Source organism: Caballeronia sordidicola, assembly GCF_002220365.1.
Taxonomy (GTDB): Bacteria; Pseudomonadota; Gammaproteobacteria; order Burkholderiales; family Burkholderiaceae; genus Caballeronia; species Caballeronia sordidicola_C.
The window spans coordinates 1-17,262 of sequence record NZ_MTHB01000302.1 but is presented as its reverse complement, the minus strand read 5'-3'; the positions used below and the strand labels follow the sequence as shown (position 1 = coordinate 17,262).

Here is a 17,262-nt window from a genome sequence, read left to right as displayed (position 1 = left end):
GCGTGACTGCAGACGTCACGCCGCGCCCCGCTGACGCCGAGAGAATCCACCTTGACAGCCACAACCCAAAAGCTCAAAACCTGCCCCGCCAGCGACTTTGTCAATCTGGAGACCTACACCTCCGACACAAACCTGGTGATTAGCAAGGCTGAAGCGGAAAAGCCATACGTTGGCGCCGTGTATCGTATGAGCCCGCTCGCCGGCGGTGGTGGAGAGTTCAGCACGGTGGTCCAGAACATCTTCAAGGCAGTGCCGGACGACTCGGTCATTCAGGTGAGTCTCGTTGTACATCCAGACCATGAGGCGGCGGAAACGTTCGCCAAGGGGAAGGTACATGGCGGTCATATCGTTCAGGATCTGATTACCCGTCACACGAAGCTTGTCGGTTCGGCACTGTCGGTGGGCTCACTCAAAGACATGCCGATCCTCAACAAGCGGACCGTCGTCATTTCGCTTGCCATACCGTCGAAAAGGGTTGAAGACGAAGCACTCGAAAATGCCGAGCATCTTCAGACCGAGTTTCTTTCCAATCTGAGAGATTGCGGGTTTACCGATGCCGAAGTGCTCGATGCGAACAAGCTCATCGGTGTTTATCGCCTCTTCGCGGACATTTTCGAACGCCAGAAAGATGTCGAACTCGACCAGCTTGTGGACCTCAAATACCAGATCTTCGGCCCGGACCAGACATTCGACTTCCGCGACTCGCGTATTGGGATTTTCAACGAAACCACGCACTGCACGGCCATAACCTGCAAGTCGTATCCGGAGAATCCGTTTCACGGGATCATGAATCTTGTGAGCGGTGCACCATTCAACAAGGGCCCGACGAAAGAAGGCGGTGGCCAGCGTATAGAAACACCATACATTCTGTCGACGACAGTCCGTGTGGCGAATCAACGCAAGGAATGGACGCGCATGGAGAGCGCGATTAAGTCGCGTTCGGTTGCGCAGAATTTTCCCATCAAACTGGGTGTAGAGGACTCCAACGCGAAGCTCAAGGATCTCCTTGAACTGAAAAAGCAGGCTGCCGAAGATGGCAACAAGTTCGTGTACGTCAATACGAATGTCTTCCTGTTCGGCCGCACACGCGAACAGGTTGTCCGGGCAGCGGCCACTGTGAAGGGGACTCTCGATAAGCTCGGCTTCGATGCCCGCCAGGTGCGGGGCAACGGACTTGTTCGTTGGGCGCAGACGCTTCCTCTGAATTTTTCGCTGAACATCGCGAAAAAACTTAATGGTGAGGCCGTCATGGCAGCGTCGGAGGTAGGGTGCCTCTTGCCGGTATATGGCGATTTTCTAGGCAACGTCAGCCAGCGTTTTTCGACCACCGGCGCCGCCTACATCACTCGTCGCGGCAGTGCGCATTACTTTGATCCATTTGTCAGCAACTCGAATTACTGCGGCACACTCGTCGCTGAATCCGGTGCCGGTAAGTCGTTCAATCTCCAGTACATGATCCTGTGTGATCTCGCGGAGGGAACGAACGTTGTTCTGTTTGACAACGGGGGAAGCTCGAAGAAATTCTGCCACGCCGTTGGTGGCGAGTACAACGAGTTCGGCTGTTCTACCGGCTACCGACCGTCATTGACTCCCTTTACAGGTCTCAGCGACGACGAGTTTGATGCGCAGCAGGAAACCATCACGGCCCTGCTAGTCATGATGGCGTATGACGAAGAGAAGCCGGATTCGGGCGCGCGCATCGCAGCGAACGAAGCGGTGAAAGCCGCATGGGGTCAGAAAGGCAACGAGGCCGAGATTCCGACGGTCATTGACTGCCTTGCCAGAATCGTTGAGTCCGGTGCTGAGAATAAAGTCCCCAATCAGGTTGTTCTCGCGGCGGCCAACCTCATTCCACGGTTGAAGGCGTTTGTTGAATCGCCCACGCGGGGGGTGTATTTCCGTGGGCCGAGCACCCTCGACCCTAAGAAGCAACTGACAGTCTTCGAGTTGGCCAGTCTTGGCGACGACGAGCACCTGAAGCGTTGCGTCCTCTTCTGCTGTCTGAATGTCCTGATGACCCGAATCAAGTCAGTCTCCGGACGCAAACGCATTTACGTCGATGAAGCGCAGGACCTTCTCAAGGTTCCGTCCGCAGCCGATGCCATGGAGGGTCTGTACCTGAAGGGGCGGAAGGCAAAGCTTGCAGTCTGGATCATTGTGCAGTCGCTGCTTAAGGTGTCGACCTTTCCAGCGGGCGCGGTCATCCTCCGGCAGTCTGCCTGGAAGGTGATCATGGCTCAGAAAACCGAAGAAATCGATGCCGTGGTCGCCGAAAAGGTGATGACAGCATTTGGCGACGATCCGTACTTTGGTCGATTGGTCAAAAGTGTCGAGACCTCGAAGGGCTTCTGGAGCGAAATGCTGATCATGGGCGAAAAAACATACGAGGTGGCTCGCCTGTATGTCGACAAGTTCACCGCAACTCTGTTCAGCTCGGAAGGCGACGATAGGGACGTCGTGTTCAAGCTGATGGAGGAGGGCATGGACGTGATCGACGCCGTCAACAAGGTAATGGGAGACACCAAGTCACGCCGTACCGAATGGATGAAGAAGTTTCTCAACATGTGCACCGACCACGACAATTTAACTCCGAACGAAATCATTAACGAACTCAAGGAACTACTCTAATGAAAAAGCTCTTTAGCTTCCTCACCGCCGGACAACTGCCGTACTCGGTAGCTATCCTCCTGTGTATTGCTGCTTGGCTTATGGGACAGCAGCAGGTTAAACCGGGTAGCAGGATCGCCGTCGCGGAAAAAGGGGCGATTATCCTGGAGGCCGCGCTGAATCATCCCGGCGCGACGGACGCGCAGTTGAAAGCTCAGATAACCGAGCCAGTGACCCGCGTTCTTCGTCATTACCAGGACCTCGGCTACGTGGTTATCGACTCGAGCAAGAACGCCCAGGGTGACATGACCGTGGCGGAGCTTCCGCTCAATGCGCTCGACATCACCAATGAAATGCGGGCGGCAGTACAACTCCCGGCCCAGCGCCCAGCAGCACCTCAGAGCGCGAGCGCACCGAGCCCGGCCAGCCATGACGACTGATAACGTCCTGCTGCTCGTGCCGGAGCTCCAACAGGTCAAAAATGAGCGGCGCAAGTTTGCTGCTTTCTTATTCGGATTGCTGCTTATCGTGTTCGGCTTCTGGAGCAAGCCGGTGATCTCGATTGGCTTCGATCCGCAGAGCGAACGGTGTCTGCCGGATCTTCACGTTGCGCTGCTGGTCCACAAGGCTCCGCACATGGTCCATGACGGAGATCTACTGTTCTGGAAGCCGAGCGGCGCACTCGCTGGTTTTAAGGAATCGTACATCCTCAAGGAAGTCGCGGGCGTACCGGGAGACCGGGTGACGATCAGAGACGGGAAGGTGCAGATCAACGGAACAACCGTCATGCAGGGACTTCCGCTGGCCCACTTCTATCATAAGACTGCGAAGGAATTCGACCGGGACGAGGTTATTCCACCCGGCGAGTTTTTCCTTGTTGGCCTGCACCCGTTGTCCAACGACTCGCGCTACTGGGGTTACCTCGACGCCCGTAGCGTGTCCGGTTACGCATACAAACTATTCTGACCAAGAAGACATGCCCGGCCGCAGAAATCTCGCTCTTGCCCTCTTCATCGTCGCCAGCACACTGGCTGCCTCTGCTATTGCGCAAGGGCAGGAATCTGCCCCGCGAGGTGACGCCTACGGCGATGCGTTTCTGAACTACGAGCCTTACATCGCACCTGGCCAGAAGCCAAGCGACGACGATAAGACTCCTGCGCAACCCGCTGCGCCCACGCCCGCCAAGAAACAGGACGACAAGCAAACGGTGGACGTCGAGTGGCTGCGCAAGAACTATCCGTTGCTAGAACAACGCGCGATTGATAGTCCGACCGACGCTAACGTGTCGGCATACATGTATGCAAAGAGAATTGCCATGGATAAGGCGCAGCGCTTTAGCGAGGCGGTGACCAAGGTTCTCCATGAGGATCCGCTCTTGGACGAGAACAATCGTGTCCCCTATGCTTCGACCGGCGCTACTTCGGTACGCAATGCGAACTACCTTGCGCAGCAACAGGCGGTGCGCGAGCTTTCGCAGGTTGGCGGCCTTGTGATCTTCGTAGACGCTTCATGCCGCTTCTGCGCAATGGAGCTTCCGGTATTGGCCATGCTAAAAAATGGCTACAGCATCGAATACGTTGTTATCTCGATGGACGGGTCAAAGCCCAAGGGATTCAAAGGTAACGTCATGAAGGACAACGGTCTGTTTGCCAAACTAGGCCTCAAGCTGACGCCGTCGATCGTCTTTGTGCCACACCCGAAGGCATACGATGGTGCGACCGACCCGAATCAATATCTCATCGTATCGCAGGGCTTCTATGCAGAAGACGAGTTGATCAAACAGATCGCGTTCGCGGGTCACGACACGCGTCTGCTGACGGCCGACACGATGCGTGATCTGAATGTCTGGGATCGGGGCGTCGCAAGCAGCTCTGATCTTCAGAGTCTGAAGCTGGACCCGAACAAGCCGGGCACGTTCAGAGAGACCCTCCAACCTTACTTGCTCAAGCAGTACTAGGAGTCGCCCATGCGTATAAAACATCTACTAGCGGCCGCCCTCCTCATGGTCGTACCCGTGTTTGCCTTCGCGGGGATTTTCTCGGATCTTGGATCGATGGTGATGAGCAACTCGACGGCCCCGAGTACCATGAGTACGAAGGACCGCGTCGGTGTGTTTATGGGGGGCTTTTCCATGCGAACGCCTATCCAGAGCGTCAATCTGATTACGTTCGACCCTCCGCGAATCGACGCCGGTTGCGGCGGCATCGATCTCTACGGCGGGTCATTCAGTTTCATCAACGGCCAGCAGCTGATCCAGATCTTTCGTAACGTCGCGGCCGATGCCGCGGGTCTCGCATTCAAGGCGGCGATCAAGGCAATTTCTCCATCGCTGGATGCACTGATTACCGAATTTCAAACGTTGCTGCAGAACATGAATAATCTGGCGAAGAATTCCTGCCAGATGGCACACATGCTAGTAGACCCGGCCGCTGCGGCTCTCTCGAACGCGGTGAACGGCGATGGCAACGTTGCCAGCACGCAATCGAACATGTTCTCGGATGCGTTCGGTTCACTAACAAGTTATGTGTCGCAGGCAAATTCGTATCTGAAACAGACGTCGGCCAATAACCCGAAGAGCGGGAACGCGCTCGTCAAGACCGTCGTGTCGTCAGGCGCTTCATCGATCATGGGCTTGGCGGGCCTGGGCAACATTGACGGAAGTACCGACGACCCGACCAATCCAAACAGTCTGAACAACAAGATTCTTTATGCCCTGCTTGGCTACAACATCGATGCCGTTCCGTGCAACAGTTACAACCAAGGGGGAACGGCAGCGACGACGTCGACGCCGGCCAATAACACCGTGGGGCAGGTAACGTGCTCCGGCCCGGCATTGATCACACTCGACGACATCGTTAAGGGCGGCGGTACAGGGTCCCTTAATCCAACGACGCCTCTCTCGTTGTATTCCTGTGTCAATCCGAGCGGCAGCGTCTTTGGTGGTGTCGACAATCAGATTTGCACGCAGATGCAGGTCGTCTCGTTTAACTACCCCGGCATTCAGGGGTGGGTGAACACAATGCTGTTCGGCTCGCCCGATCCGGCGACGTCGATCACCGGAACGTCGATCGTGGGACAGGTCAACAGTGGCAATTCGACAACCTTCAGCGCGTCGCAGATCCAGTTCATGAACCAGGCGGGCGTACCTCTGGCAGAACTGCTGTCCAAAACCTCCAACCCGAATACGCGTGTCGCTATTGCCGAGCGCCTGGCGCCACACATTGTTGATTGCGTCGCGTCGCACGTAGGCGAGGTTTTGTACAAGGGTGCGAACTTGATCCAGACAACAACAGGCTTCGACCTGACCTCGGACGAGAAGGCGCGCATTACTCAACTGCGAGGCGACTATCTCGCCAAACAGAGCGCCTGTAATAACAGTGATGTTCTTTTCCGGATCGTCTCGGAAATCAATCAGGACACGAGATTCGTGGCCACCAACATCAAGTAATCTGACCAGGGGCGCATTTGTGGCAATACCTACACTAACGTACTACTCGGTCAGTGCGGATCTGACTACGCTGAGCGCCATCCTCAATGGCGTGGCCATGGTCTGCCAGCAGAACGCCTTGATTTGGGGGTTCGCTTTTCTCGTGTCGCTTTGGCGACTCACGGCGACCCCCGTCACGGCCGCGCTCAAAAACGCGTCTGGTGGGGCGGGGGCCGTGCTTGCGTCCGGTTCAATGAGCGCCATCATGCCGTTCGTACTGGCCATGATGCTCACCAATTCCATGCTGCAGGGGACGGTACAGGTCGAGTCCACAATCAACGGCGCATTGACAGAAGTCGACCACGTGCCGCTCGCCATTTCTGCCATCCCTGTCGCCGGCAGTATTCTGTCGCAAAACCTCAATCAGGTCATATCGACAGCGTTCCAGTCCGTCAACAGCGAGTACCCCGTTATCTCGGCATCGGCCAATGGGTTCCTGAATCCACTCAAGGTTCTGCTGACTGCCCGGACGGCCATGATGCGACTGGGCGGGGTGGACTCCGAGGTCAAGACGGTGCTGGCTTCGTGCCTTGGGCCGGACTCAGGGGTCAATTTCGCGAACATCCAGAATATGGTCATGAACGCGGGCAACACTGGCGCGACCAGCGCAACGTCGATTGAGATTAATGGGCAGAACCCGACTGCCCTCGGGGCGCTGCTCTACCAGGCCTCGCTCAACACGAACGGAATGGTCAACGATCCCGGCCTGGATTCCGTAAACATGCTGTCGTGTGCGGCCGCAGTCAACGTGGTGGCCAACGACATCACTAACGCGCTGAACTCGGGGGAATTTCCCCGCGTGATTCAGGGCGCGGTGAACGGAATGGACGCGCCTGTCCCGGGAGCGGATTACAGCTTTAACACGGTCGCGTCGCAATACAACGCGGTCATTACAGCAAGCACGCTCGGCAGTGTGTTTAGCGGGGGCACGGGACAGTCCAATGCCGAATTCATGAACCTACTGTTTGCAGAGATGGTGCAGAACGATTTGAACTGCCTTAGGGCGACCAGCAATGACTTGACTCAATGCGAGGCCACGGCACTGCAGGCAGCGGAGGTTGAACGCAACAACATCCAGGAGGCCGCGAGTGAAGTGCCCATGCTGCGATACGCCGGCAGCTTCGGCAATTATCTGATCGCGCTCATCATTGGCCTTGGTCCGGTAATCATCATGTTCATGATGTTTGCAGGCGTCGATGCCGGGAAAAGCGTCAAGACCGCAGCTCATATCATTGTGTGGCCGCTGCTGGTGGTCAACGTCGGGGCCGAGCTGGTGAACGCCATGATCAGCATCGATATCGCCAACTATCTGCAGTCGATCAGACAGGGCGGGTGGATCTCCCAGGCGACCACATTTGCAGCCTACAAGGAACTCAGCCTGCAAATCGGCACCGGCTCTCACATCATGGCGAGCCTACCCGTTTTGATGAGCCTGATCTTCGGACTCGGCGAATCCTCGGCTATGACAAGCGTCGCCAGTACGATCGCGCCGCGATCGAACGACACGACAGAGAACCTGGCCCCCAAGCCTGCCGCAACGCTGCCGATGTTCGAAAACAGCTCGGTCGCGCACGCGACCCAGTTGGCCAATGGCCACGCGAATCTGCAGATGCAGGGGTCACTCGATGCCGTGTCGACCAGCGATAAATTTGGCGATCTTTCCAAAGACGCGAGCCGTTCGCTAACCAATGCGCAAACGCGCAGCAGCAGCATTGAACAGGGACAACAGAACTTGCACAGCTGGCATGAGGCGGTGCAGAAGCATGACTTTAGCGGGTTCGGCATTGACAACCAGATCGGTGAGCAGATCGCCTATAACTGGGCGCACAATCTCAACGCAAGCCGAAACCGCCACACCGGCGAGAGCACTACCGGCCTTAAGTCGAACGAAAATTCGTCAACTGCATCGCTCGGATTGTCGGGTGGTCTGAGCGCGAGCACGGTCGAAGGGCCGGGCGCGTCACTCTCGGGCAGCGCTTCCGCTGGCACGTCAACTTCGTCGGGCGACCGACTGCAAAGGGCGACGGATGCTGGCAGCAACACGGCCTATGACGATTCCAACGCACTCTCAACCGCTATTCACGATACGTTGGCTTCGAACAGATCCACCAGCGCCGGCCAGCAGGCAGCAAAGGATCTAAGCCAGTCGTTGCAGACGCAACAGACCTTTCAACGCACACTCAGCCAGGTCGATTCGTCGACTGACGCGACGGCGCAGGCGGTACACGAGAGTTCTGGTTTCGTAGAGGCATCGGCTCAAATCAAGGCGCCTGAGCTGCTCTGGCAGAAAGACGCCAATCCTGAATTCCGGGCATTTCAGACGCTGGACGGGCATCAATTCGAGGGGCATGCCGGCGCGCAGAGGTACATGCAAATCGCCGCTCGGGACGCGGCAAGCGGTGCTACCGGCCGAGTTCTTAACGATCCGGAAGGGCAGAGCATGGTCAACCGCCATCGAGCTGCTGTTCTAATGGCGCAAGATGCCAATGCACCGGTGGCAGACCGGGCGATTGCGACCGCGTTCCTGGTGGGCGAGGGCCAAGCTATGCAGCACATGCGCTTCATGCCGGGAGACACAACCATGAAGGACATGAACATCGCTCAGCCGGGCGACCAGACTGGCGTCAACGCCAAGGGGTTGCGTGATGCAGTTCAGCGAAACGCACCAGCTCTGCCGGTCCCCGCGGTGTCACCTACGCGGCGGAGTTCAGTTGCTGAATCCGGTCTCGAACATGTCCCATCGCACCTTCATCAACCGACTACTGGACATGCGCCGACGATGCCACTTCCTCCGATGCCTGCAGCGGGGCATCCGAACCTGCTGTCCCAAAGTACACCAGACCTCGACCCGGCATTCAAGATGATGGTGGAAGGCAACATGTCCCACGTGGGCAATACAGTGGCGGCGAAGGTCAATAACAGCGTCGCGCAGGCTGAACACGCAGGGCTTGGAGATGCAGGGCCGGGGACGGCGCGCAGGACGGCGTCGAATGTAGTCGATAACGTCGCGGATATGGCCCGCAAAGCCGGTAGCCCATCGCGGACCAGCCTCAACCCGGACGTCGCGCCGCAGGATCCGCAAACCGGCGCACCGGGCGCGAGTCCATCGCCAAAAGAACCATCGCGTTTCGTGCGTCGATAATTTGTTAACGGACCGACTTGTCGCCAATTAGGAACACGGGCATCCCGACAGGGTCGATCTGTGATAATTTAATAGTTAGGGTCGTTATATTTCCGAGGCAAACAATGTCCAATACTCTCAAGAAAATAGGCGCGAGAATTGTGTTCGCTTTTACGGGTTTCCCGCCTGAAATGAAAAAATCGCGCCCTGGTCGTGCGACGCGGCTTAACGCGTCTGCGCAGCCCAAAAGCTTTAACTGGGAAGGCGCTGGAGCCGGCGCTCCTGGTCCGCGCAATAACTATGGCACCAAGGGTGGTCGGGGCTTCTAAGTCCAAATGCCTGGTAGAACAGCGCTCGACTAGATCAAGAGAACCGGCCATTCGCCGGTTTTTTTGTTTGTGGGACCCGCGTCATTTCAGAAAATCGAAGGATGCCGACCATCGACCATCAAGTTTCAAACTATTCCGTCGGGATTTTCGAAAGGACATATTTAGGCATACTTATTAAAGTTCGGTAATTTATGTTATGTCAAATAATGTGACACAGCAAAATCGCACGCATGCGGTATGCTGCTCGGATCTCCTGTTGCTCGACCGATTTGATTCTTCGAATCCGTGCGCGCGTTGAATCCGAAGGGGGCGAACACCCCGGTTAGCAGTTGGTCCATGCAAAACGACGTGATGCTGATGCAGGGCCGGTCATTTACATATCCTTGGTCCTGGCGGGTTTCGGCGGGAGTGACGGCCGCTTGCTCATTACGGTACCGTATCCGGAGCAGCCCGTGACCCCGTTGGACGGCGCGATCCAATTGCTCAACGTCGTGTACGACCGCTGAATGGTGCGACGAGACAGGCCATTTTTGCCAGAGGCTCTTGCGTCAGGCCAAGTGACAGGCGTCGTTCACCGATAGTCTCGCCGAGATTTCTGTATATGCGGCGGCGACCCGAGTCATATCGCCGCCGCTATCTGAGGGCTTTTTCGTTAAGTCAACACTTTGGCGTGAAAGGCCATGTGTTCACGCATAAAGCTCGCGATGAAGTAGTAACTGTGGTCGTAGCCTTCACGCATGTTGATCTGGACTGAGTACCCTGCTTTTTCGCCTGCCTCCTTCAGCAGTTGCGGCCGTAGTTGTGTGTTCAGGAATTCGTCGTCACCACCTTGATCGACGAGTAGCGGCAACCGTTCGCTCGCGTTGCCGACCAGTTCCACGGCGTCATACTGCTTCCACGCCTCGCGGTCATCGCCAAGATAGGCAGCGAGCGCCTTTTGTCCCCACGGTACCTGGCTGGGCGCAACGATCGGCGAGAACGCGGACACGCTGCGGTAACGGCCCGGATTGCGCAGTGCGACGACCAGCGCGCCGTGTCCGCCCATCGAGTGACCGCTGATCGAGCGTGCTTCGCTGGAAGCGAACTCGCTTTCGATGAGTGCCGGCAGTTCGAAGGCCACATAGTCGTACATGCGGAAGTGCTTTGCCCATGGCTCCCTTTTGGCGTTCACGTAGAAGCCCGCGCCCTGACCGAGATCGTAGTCCGGCGAATCGGGCACATTGTTGCCGCGCGGACTGGTATCCGGCGCAACGACAATAATGCCGTGTTCCGCCGCATAACGTTGTGCGCCGGCCTTGGAGACAAAGTTTTGCTCGGTGCAGGTCAGTCCCGAGAGCCAGTACAGCACGGGACATTTCTTCCGGCGCAACGCGACCTCGGGCAGATAGATGCCGAACTTCATGTCTCCGCCAACCGTGGATGAGGCGTGTTTCCAGACCTCCTGGCTTCCCCCGTGGCTGGCGTGTCGTTCAATGCGCTCCATAAGCGATTAGGCTTCCCGGTAAGTACCTTTGGCCTTGGCGGCCTGCGTGGCGAGAATATCCATCAGTGTGGGGCTGAGGCAGTCGTACGGCTCTAGGCCCTTGTCACGCAATGCCTGGCGCACATCGGCCATGGCCGAAGGCGGTGTGCCGCTCTCGATGATGGAGGAGACGAAGGCCGCGAAGCCGGGGCCATCCCAGCCCGCTTCCCCAGAGAGTTCCGTGTGAATGAAGTCGAGACCGTAGAACGCATGGTCCTTGTTCTCGATCCGGCCGTACAGGTGCGTGCCGCAGGCGGTGCAGCCGTGACGCTGGATCACGGCCTTGTCGTCCACGATCTTCAGCTTTTCCTCACGTGCCGTGACCGTTAGCTTGTCGCGTGGCACGACACCCACGACCGAGAACAGCGCGCCTGGGGGTTTCCAGCATTTGGTGCATCCGCAGGCATGGTTGAACAGGACCTGCGAGTCGATGCGCACCTCGACGGGATCGTGCGCACACTGGCAGCGCAGCGTGCCACCCGTGAAGTTCTCGGCGCCTTTCTGGATTCCGCGGTCAACCGACGGATGAATTGCTGAGGCCATAGTCTCTCTCCTTTCTTGAGTATTAGTAGTGAACGACAGTGCGGATCGACTTTCCCTCGTGCATCAGATCGAAGGCTTCATTAATGCCCGAGAGCGGCTTCGTGTGGGTGACGAAGGGGGCCAGCTGGATCTTGCCCTCCATCGCGTCCTCGACCATCCCCGGCAACTGCGAGCGGCCTTTCACGCCGCCGAAGGCCGTGCCCAACCAGCGGCGGCCGGTGACGAGCTGGAACGGACGCGTGGAGATCTCCTGACCGGCACCAGCCACGCCAATCACGACCGACTGCCCCCAGCCGCGGTGCGCACATTCGAGCGCCGCGCGCATCACGTTGACGTTGCCGATACATTCGAAGCTGTGGTCCACGCCCCAGCCTGTCATGTCGACGATCACCTGCTGGATGGGCTTTTCGTGATCTTTGGGGTTCACACAGTCGGTTGCCCCAAAGGCGCGAGCCAGATCGAACTTGCCCGGATTGGTGTCGACGGCGATGATGCGGATCGCTTTCGCGAGCTTGGCGCCTTGGATCACGGCGAGGCCAATGCCGCCCAGTCCGAATACAGCGACGGTATCGCCCTCCTGCACCTTGGCGGTGTTTTTCACTGCGCCGAGACCCGTGGTCACGCCGCAGCCCAGCAGGCAGACCTGTTCCGGATTAGCTTGCGGGTTAATCCTGGCGAGCGACACCTCGGCCACGACGGTATATTCGCTGAAGGTCGAGCAGCCCATGTAGTGATAGATTGGCTGGCCGTTGTAGCTGAAGCGGGTCGTGCCGTCGGGCATGACGCCCTTGCCTTGGGTGGCGCGCACCGATACACACAGGTTGGTCTTGCCGCTCTTGCAGAAGAGACACTCGCCACATTCCGCGGTGTAGAGCGGAATCACGTGGTCACCGGGCTTCACGCTGGTCACGCCCTCACCTACTTCCACAACGATCCCGGCACCCTCGTGTCCGAGCACCACGGGGAAGAGGCCTTCGGGGTCGTCACCGGAAAGCGTGAAAGCATCGGTGTGGCAAACGCCGGTATGGGTGATCTTCACCAGCACCTCACCCTTGCGGGGCGGTTCGACATCGATCTCGACCATCTCAAGGGGCTTGCCAGGCGCAAATGCTACTGCAGCACGAGATTTCATAGTAGTCCTATTGAATTTAGTTAGGCTAACAGTGGGCAAAAAATGTTGCAGTTAGCTAGCGTAAATAGGTGCGAACGAGAGTCACGACATCGTCGATCGATCCAGCGGATGCCGCGGATCCCGTAAGGTGTGTGAATTCTTCGCGCAAATGGCTTTCCAGAACACCGGCCATCACGCCGTTGATCGCGCCACGGATAGCAGCCAATTGCTGGAGGACCGGCGCGCAGTCGGCGCCTTGCTCCAGGGCGCGCTCAAGAGCGTCCAGTTGGCCACGAACCCTGCGCACGCGCGTCAGGACTCGCTTCTTTTCTTCGGGAGAATGGGGCATCGTTGCGTCGATTTATTGATACTGACGGGTAGTATATTGCAATACTCCACCGGAGTATACCGTGAGTTGCTTCTTGAACGGGCGCACGCAATGCCGAAGGCGTCTGCCTTTCAGATCAGGCGTGAACTTGTAGGGCCGTACACTGCCTACCCCTTGCCCGTCTTGAGTAGCGCCCCTCCTTGGTTGTCCTGAGGACGCGACCAGTCGTTCGGCACCCACCACGGTCGGCTTGCTCTGCAACATTGCTGCAAGCCGCTTCTGCACGGCTGAAGGATCACCGACAGTAACGCCGGCGTGTTTCAGTTGCTTGTTCACAATCTCAGTCGTGCGGGCATCCACCCAGTGAAACTGGAAGACGTTCTTCGCCATCTCCACCCCGACCGTCATTTACTTCATTTCGGACCCTTCGGTTAGCCTGTGAAGACCTCAACGATCTTCCCTCTAGGCACTTTGATGCAGTCGGCCCGTGAGTGTCCGCCTCTTCGGCGTCACCCACTGAGGGTGTTGATTCCATGTTTTGTTCAGCGAGACTTCCCGCTTGACGCTCTCTACAGGCCTCCGACTCAGCAATCGAGAACCAGACGACCCCGTTTGCAACCGGAGACACACACCATCATCGACTTGCCGCTCATTCGTTCGGCCTCGCTCAGGACACTGTCCCGATGATCGATTTCGCCGTCAAGGACGGCCATCTCGCAGGTGCCGCAAAATCCCTGTTGGCAGTTGAACGGAGCGTCGACACCGGCCGCAACGAGTGCATCGAGTAGACGGGTGCCAGGCTCCACACGGATCGTTTTCCTACTCCGCGAAAGCTGAACGTCATAACCGGGCACGGCCTCGGCTTCGGGGCCGACGGGAGCGGCGGAAAATCGCTCAATATGGGCGTGGCGATAGCCATGTTTGGCGCATGCCTGCTCGAATGCGCTCAACATCGGTGATGGGCCACAACAGTAGTAGCGCGTGTCGGCGCCGCATCCAGCAATGAATGCGTCCAGATCTGGCGGACCGTGCTTTTCGACATCGAAATGCGATGTGAGCGGAATGCCAAGTGCCTGGATCGGGCGAAGCCACGCGGCATGTTCCCGTGAACGGCAGCAGTAAAGCATCTCGACGTGCTTGCCGAGGAACACGAGCCGCTGCGCCATGCTGTAGATCGCCGTGATACCAATGCCGCCTGCAACGATAACGAACTGATCGCCGGTCTCGTCCAGCGGAAAGTTGTTGCGTGGAGGCGTAATGGTCAGATGGTCTCCGACACGCAACTGCTCGTGAATGAATGCGGAGCCACCCCGGCTTTCGCGCGCGTGTAGCACGCCGAGCACATAGCGTTGGACGTTATCCGATGAATTCACAAGCGAGTAACTGCGCACGATCCCGTTAGGCAGATCCAGGCAGATGTGTGCGCCAGCATTGAACGCTGGCAGGCTATCGGAATCAGCAGGACGCAATTCAATGCTCAGCGTGTCACTTGCTCGAGCGTCAGCTTGTCGACTACTACATTAAGGGTGGCGGGATACATATTTTCACTTTCAGGCGCAGATACGACTTGCGATGTAGCTATAAAAATCGCGCAAGGTGCCCTCAAGGTCTTCCGGTGCGAGGGGGCCTGGTGTGTAAAAGCTGGAGCTCAGACCTATCTGCAGTCTCTCCAGCTTCACCTTGTCTTCGGCATTGAACGCATCGGTGAATGCAACATATTCTTTCAGGTTTTCCTCGCTCGGCGACTTCTCGTAACCGGCGATACCCCAGCGGATTGCCACACTGCCTGTCGACGCCGGCCGGAGGAGGAGATAGACGGTCTGATGAGGCATATACGTGACGACCAGATTCGGAAAGACACTGAAAATAAGGCTATGCCGGCGCTCTGTTTCAGACAGATCGCGGTGAAACGGTTCGCGCTGGGGTGATTCGGGCGTGTAATGAGACTTATACGCCGAGAAGTAGCCGTTGCCAGTAACGTGCTCGCTAAGCTCACTCGGCGACCGCGGACGGAGCGTGGTTGGATGCGTCGCGTTCAGGTGATAGCCTTCCATGAAATTCTCGGCAAGGCATTTCCAGTTGGTTTGCCACACTTCTTCGCGTGTGTAATAGAGTTCTTGTTCTTCGTGATGGTAATTGCGAACGAGCGGTTCAAGCGGTTCAAGGGATTGCTTGAGCGGCGCAGCGGTACCATCCAGATTGACAAAAATAAAGTTTTGCCAGACGGTCGTCGCAATAGTGGGCAACGCACAATTGGCCGTATCGAGCGCCTTGACCTCCTGCATGAGCGGTGCGCGCTTGAGTTTTCCATCGAGGTCATAGCTCCACGCGTGATAGCCGCAGACGTGCGCTCGAGCATTGCCGCGGCCGGTCGCGACAAGGTTGCCGCGATGCCTGCAAACATTCGAAAGGACGCGAATTTCTCCCTGCGAAGTACGCTGCACGAGAAGCGGTTCACCGATCATTTCCGTGGTGAAATAATCGCCATTGTTGGGGATTTCGCCTACATGTCCCACGCATGCCCAGCCACTTCGAAAAACCCGATCCTTCTCCAGCTTGGCGAAGCTCTCCGAGGTGTAAAACGCCCCCGGCATAGACGAGACAGCACGCTCCCGAGTCGATACTAACGACGAAAGTGTGTTAAGTAACTCATCATCGTGTTGCGAACGGGTCGCTGTGACATTCGCGAATGTGGACATGAACTAGTCTCCTGGTGGCATCTTGGCCTTAGTTAGCCTTGAAGCGAGCTAATGGTGGACAAACGAACGTACTTGGGCATGATTCGCAAGACGGCCCATCAGCGGGCGCGAAAGCGCTGTGTCTCACTAGCCATCCTTCTTGGGACTACCCTCACCGAAAATTTACCGTGTTAAATTATTGGCGTAGACATTATTTTGCGATGTATCTCCAAGATTTAGGCTATGCAGTGAAGCTGCCGCGCGATTCTTCCCCAGTACGAACTGTTGGGGCGGGCGAAAACTGGCCGAAACCCGATCGATCGCGCGACCGGGTTCCTAGCGCATCGCGTGCTCGCAGACGACGGAGTACCGCTCGGTGTGATACGGACTGGCGCATACCGTCATAACGTCACCCATTTGCTGCCATTGGTCCAGCGGCGTACCTCGCAATGCGCTCCATCATCGAATCGCAGCCGTGAAGCTGCCTGATCGTCACGTATTCGTCAGGTTTGTGCCCTTGATCCATGCTGCCCGGGCCGCAAACGACGGTCGGAATACCGGCGTGATTGAACAGTCCCCCTTCGGTTCCGAACGCGACCGTACCGAACTCCTCAGAGCCGCACAGCATCGCCAGAATTTGAGCGGTCTCGCTCTCAGGTGGGGTCGCGAGTCCCGGATATTCAGATAGCGGTTCAAGAAGGATGTCTACATCGGAATTCACGGCGCGCATCCTCGGCAGCAATTCGGCTTGCGCGTACGTCTGCAAATCGTCGGCAACCTCGTTCGCGTCGAAGCCCGGCAGCGCGCGCACTTCGAAATCGAATTCGCATTCCGCCGGCACGATGTTGAGCGCGCGGCCGCCTTTGATGACACCCGTTTGCACGGTCGAATACGGCGGGTCGAAACGCCCGTCGTGATGCTCAGGTTGCGCCAAGCGCTGGCCGATTTCTTCCAGGCGATTGATCAGACGCGCCGCGTACTGAATGGCGTTCACGCCATACGGTGCATATGCGGAGTGACAAGGCGCGCCCTTCACCTGACAGCGCATTGCGAGTTTGCCCTTATGGCCGAGCACCGGTTTCAATTCGGTCGGTTCGCCGATCAGACACAACAAAGGCGTGTGCGTCCGCTTTTCCAACTCCGCGAGCATCGGCCGCACGCCCAGGCATCCGACTTCTTCATCGTAAGAGAACGCGAGATGCACCGGGATCTGCAATTTGCTCTCGGCGAACAGCGGCACTGCGGCCAACACCGACGCGAGATAGCCTTTCATATCGGCCGTGCCACGTCCGTACAGCCGCTCTTCCTTTTCGCTTAGCTTGAACGGATCGACTGTCCACGCTTGTCCATCGACCGGCACGACGTCCGTGTGACCCGACAGCACGATGCCGCGACGATCGCGCGGCCCGATGGTCGCGAACAGATTCGCCTTCGTGTGCTCCGCGTTGTAGAACAGTTCGCTTTCGACGTCGAATTGCACGAGGTAAGTGTGACGAGTAAACGAATTTCAAAATATGGGGTCTGACAGGCAATGCG

The 17,262-nt window shown here is 57.5% G+C and carries 13 protein-coding genes and 1 pseudogene; 6 read left to right on the top strand and 8 right to left on the bottom strand.

Annotated features, from left to right (window positions below; genetic code table 11):
- Window positions 1-51 precede the first annotated feature (51 nt).
- Genes BSU04_RS44000 through BSU04_RS43970 form a run of 6 tightly spaced genes read left to right on the top strand, consistent with a single transcriptional unit; the run spans window position 52 to window position 9,236 of the window.
- On the top strand, window positions 52-2,628 hold the full coding sequence (locus BSU04_RS44000) for a TraC family protein (protein ID WP_089166441.1): 2,577 nt from the start codon (window positions 52-54) through the stop codon (window positions 2,626-2,628).
- Complete coding sequence (locus BSU04_RS43995; RefSeq protein WP_089166440.1) at window positions 2,628-3,047, top strand: hypothetical protein; 420 nt, start codon at window positions 2,628-2,630, stop codon at window positions 3,045-3,047. The genes BSU04_RS44000 and BSU04_RS43995 overlap by 1 nt, the downstream gene beginning before the upstream one ends.
- Entirely contained in the window at window positions 3,037-3,573 is a 537-nt protein-coding gene (gene lepB / locus BSU04_RS43990) for a signal peptidase I (protein ID WP_089166439.1), read from the top strand. Before BSU04_RS43995 ends, lepB begins: the two co-directional genes overlap by 11 nt.
- Window positions 3,574-3,583: 10 nt before the next feature.
- Window positions 3,584-4,564: a conjugal transfer protein TraF gene (gene traF, locus BSU04_RS43985; RefSeq protein ID WP_089166438.1), complete on the top strand. Its 981-nt coding sequence runs from the start codon at window positions 3,584-3,586 to the stop codon at window positions 4,562-4,564.
- A 9-nt stretch (window positions 4,565-4,573) separates the two neighbouring features.
- Complete coding sequence (locus BSU04_RS43980; protein WP_089166437.1) at window positions 4,574-6,055, top strand: conjugal transfer protein TraH; 1,482 nt, start codon at window positions 4,574-4,576, stop codon at window positions 6,053-6,055.
- A gap of 19 nt (window positions 6,056-6,074) precedes the next feature.
- Window positions 6,075-9,236 (top strand): conjugal transfer protein TraG, encoded by a 3,162-nt coding sequence (locus BSU04_RS43970; RefSeq protein WP_144021548.1) that lies wholly within the window; start codon window positions 6,075-6,077, stop codon window positions 9,234-9,236.
- Window positions 9,237-10,196: 960 nt separating this feature from the next.
- Here BSU04_RS43970 and fghA read toward each other — a convergent pair.
- The 8 genes and pseudogenes from fghA to argE all read right to left on the bottom strand — a co-directional run.
- Window positions 10,197-11,027 carry an S-formylglutathione hydrolase gene (fghA, locus tag BSU04_RS43965; RefSeq protein ID WP_089166434.1) on the bottom strand — a complete coding sequence of 277 codons (831 nt, stop codon included), beginning with the start codon at window positions 11,025-11,027 and terminating at the stop codon, window positions 10,197-10,199.
- 6 nt (window positions 11,028-11,033) lie between these two features.
- Entirely contained in the window at window positions 11,034-11,609 is a 576-nt protein-coding gene (gene gfa, locus BSU04_RS43960; RefSeq protein WP_089166433.1) for an S-(hydroxymethyl)glutathione synthase, read from the bottom strand.
- Between the two features lie 22 nt (window positions 11,610-11,631).
- Window positions 11,632-12,741, bottom strand: a complete 1,110-nt coding sequence (locus BSU04_RS43955) for an S-(hydroxymethyl)glutathione dehydrogenase/class III alcohol dehydrogenase (protein ID WP_089166432.1) — start codon at window positions 12,739-12,741, stop codon at window positions 11,632-11,634.
- A gap of 55 nt (window positions 12,742-12,796) precedes the next feature.
- Window positions 12,797-13,069: a formaldehyde-responsive transcriptional repressor FrmR gene (gene frmR / locus BSU04_RS43950; RefSeq protein ID WP_089166431.1), complete on the bottom strand. Its 273-nt coding sequence runs from the start codon at window positions 13,067-13,069 to the stop codon at window positions 12,797-12,799.
- A gap of 12 nt (window positions 13,070-13,081) precedes the next feature.
- On the bottom strand, window positions 13,082-13,456 hold the full coding sequence (locus tag BSU04_RS43945; RefSeq protein WP_089166430.1) for a hypothetical protein: 375 nt from the start codon (window positions 13,454-13,456) through the stop codon (window positions 13,082-13,084).
- Between the two features lie 176 nt (window positions 13,457-13,632).
- Window positions 13,633-14,517, bottom strand: coding sequence for a PDR/VanB family oxidoreductase (locus BSU04_RS43940; protein ID WP_256983943.1), 885 nt, complete (start codon window positions 14,515-14,517; stop codon window positions 13,633-13,635).
- Window positions 14,518-14,598: 81 nt separating this feature from the next.
- Window positions 14,599-15,747, bottom strand: coding sequence for an aromatic ring-hydroxylating oxygenase subunit alpha (locus tag BSU04_RS43935; RefSeq protein WP_089166428.1), 1,149 nt, complete (start codon window positions 15,745-15,747; stop codon window positions 14,599-14,601).
- 388 nt (window positions 15,748-16,135) lie between these two features.
- Window positions 16,136-17,212, bottom strand: a pseudogene (gene argE, locus BSU04_RS43930) (acetylornithine deacetylase); the annotation flags it as partial.
- Window positions 17,213-17,262: the final 50 nt, after the last annotated feature.

Excerpts from the sequence above, each read along its gene's own strand:
- BSU04_RS43995 (WP_089166440.1), top strand. The coding sequence starts at position 2,628 with ATGAAAAAGCTCTTTAGCTTCCTCACCGCCGGACAACTGCCGTACTCG.
- lepB (WP_089166439.1), top strand. The coding sequence starts at position 3,037 with ATGACGACTGATAACGTCCTGCTGCTCGTGCCGGAGCTCCAACAGGTC.
- traF (WP_089166438.1), top strand. The coding sequence starts at position 3,584 with ATGCCCGGCCGCAGAAATCTCGCTCTTGCCCTCTTCATCGTCGCCAGC.
- BSU04_RS43980 (WP_089166437.1), top strand. The coding sequence starts at position 4,574 with ATGCGTATAAAACATCTACTAGCGGCCGCCCTCCTCATGGTCGTACCC.
- fghA (WP_089166434.1), bottom strand. The coding sequence starts at position 11,027 with ATGGAGCGCATTGAACGACACGCCAGCCACGGGGGAAGCCAGGAGGTC.
- gfa (WP_089166433.1), bottom strand. The coding sequence starts at position 11,609 with ATGGCCTCAGCAATTCATCCGTCGGTTGACCGCGGAATCCAGAAAGGC.
- BSU04_RS43955 (WP_089166432.1), bottom strand. The coding sequence starts at position 12,741 with ATGAAATCTCGTGCTGCAGTAGCATTTGCGCCTGGCAAGCCCCTTGAG.
- frmR (WP_089166431.1), bottom strand. The coding sequence starts at position 13,069 with ATGCCCCATTCTCCCGAAGAAAAGAAGCGAGTCCTGACGCGCGTGCGC.
- BSU04_RS43945 (WP_089166430.1), bottom strand. The coding sequence starts at position 13,456 with ATGACGGTCGGGGTGGAGATGGCGAAGAACGTCTTCCAGTTTCACTGG.
- BSU04_RS43935 (WP_089166428.1), bottom strand. The coding sequence starts at position 15,747 with ATGTCCACATTCGCGAATGTCACAGCGACCCGTTCGCAACACGATGAT.